Origin of the sequence: Ohessyouella blattaphilus, assembly GCF_024721265.1 — a bacterium.
GTDB classification, from domain to species: domain Bacteria; phylum Bacillota; class Clostridia; order Lachnospirales; family Lachnospiraceae; genus Aequitasia; species Aequitasia blattaphilus_A.
On record NZ_JAMXOC010000075.1, the window covers coordinates 1 to 1,278 of the forward strand.

1 protein-coding gene is annotated in these 1,278 nt (G+C 42.6%); it reads right to left on the reverse strand.

Translation table 11 applies throughout. The annotated features are described in order from the left end of the window. Positions 1–1,278: VaFE repeat-containing surface-anchored protein (locus NHH16_RS15390; protein ID WP_262070471.1), on the reverse strand; the 1,278-nt coding region annotated here is incomplete at both ends.

The following is a 1,278-nucleotide window of genomic DNA, read 5'->3' on the forward strand; positions in this document are numbered from 1 at the left end:
TAGGAATAAATTTCTCTTACTCTTAATTCCTGTCTTCGGTATGCTGCTCTCTTCCTTTGGTTCCTTTGGCTCCTCTGGCTTCTCTGGTTTCTCTGGTTGTACCAACTCTACCGTTTGTCCTTCATCCTCAGGATCTTTATGCTCGGCGATGATATTACCCTCTGCATCTAGTACCGTTTCAAAGGCAGTGAGCTTCTTTAATTCCTCAGCACTCAATTTGGAGGCATCAAACTCAAACCAAACCTCTACACTTCCTTCGGCTTTATCGAGTGTAAACTTCGCAGTACCAACAAGCTCTTTTCCCTCAATCAATACTGGTTTGCCGTCCGCTGTTAAAATTCCGTTTGCTGTTAACTCTTCTCCTATGTGCCTAGCCATTTTGAAATAACTAATAACATCCTTTAACTTTATGACACCTTCTGTCACCACTATTTTCCCGCCATCCTCAGTTGTAAGAGTGGTGCCAATTTCTGGCTTTGGTTCTTCGTCATTGGTTAGCGTACCCAATTCTACGGAAACTAGATTTCGTTCGATTACAATCTCAACGCCCGTTATCAAAACTTTTCCTTTGTTATTTTCACAGGGTAGCTCATCAATCACATAGGTATCGTAAAGTAACGCGCCCACATCATCATTTAGTGCATTTATGTTCCCAAACCAAACACCGTCTTTCTCACTTTCTCCTCGATTGGTATTTTCTGAGTGCTTGTTCCAACTGCTCTCGGTAGACCCGTTGCCATTCTTGTCGGTCACAATAATATGACTTTCACCTGTCGTTTTTGACGTGATTGAGAAGGGAATATTGGCCATTCGTTTACCAGTACCGTCTTCTATCTTGACGAACTTTAGATCTCCACGAATCGGATTATTTTTAATTACCGGGCTATCATAAGTCTTTACACTTTCTAGCTTTCCTTCCGCCGTCACCTTTTTTACATGAACACTAGCATCACTTAGCAGATATCCCTCTGATGCCTTTATCTCTTGGGTTGTTACTGTCCCTAAAGGAAGGGTGGGGTTTCCTTTTGAATCTAGATAAAAGTCACTGCCACTTACTAGATACTCTTTACCAAGCATTGCCCTTCCCTCGTTATCCGTTCGAATAATCCAGCTGCGTTCCTCTTTCTTGCCAAGCGTCTGAGGATCCACGTCATAATGGCCTTTATAGAATTTAACTCTAAACTGAGTATCTTCTAACGCTGCCCCGCCTTGTGGCTTGCCCTCGTTCGTTTCCTTATCCTTCTTAAAAGCCCAGATTTCAATAGGATTGTTTTGGGG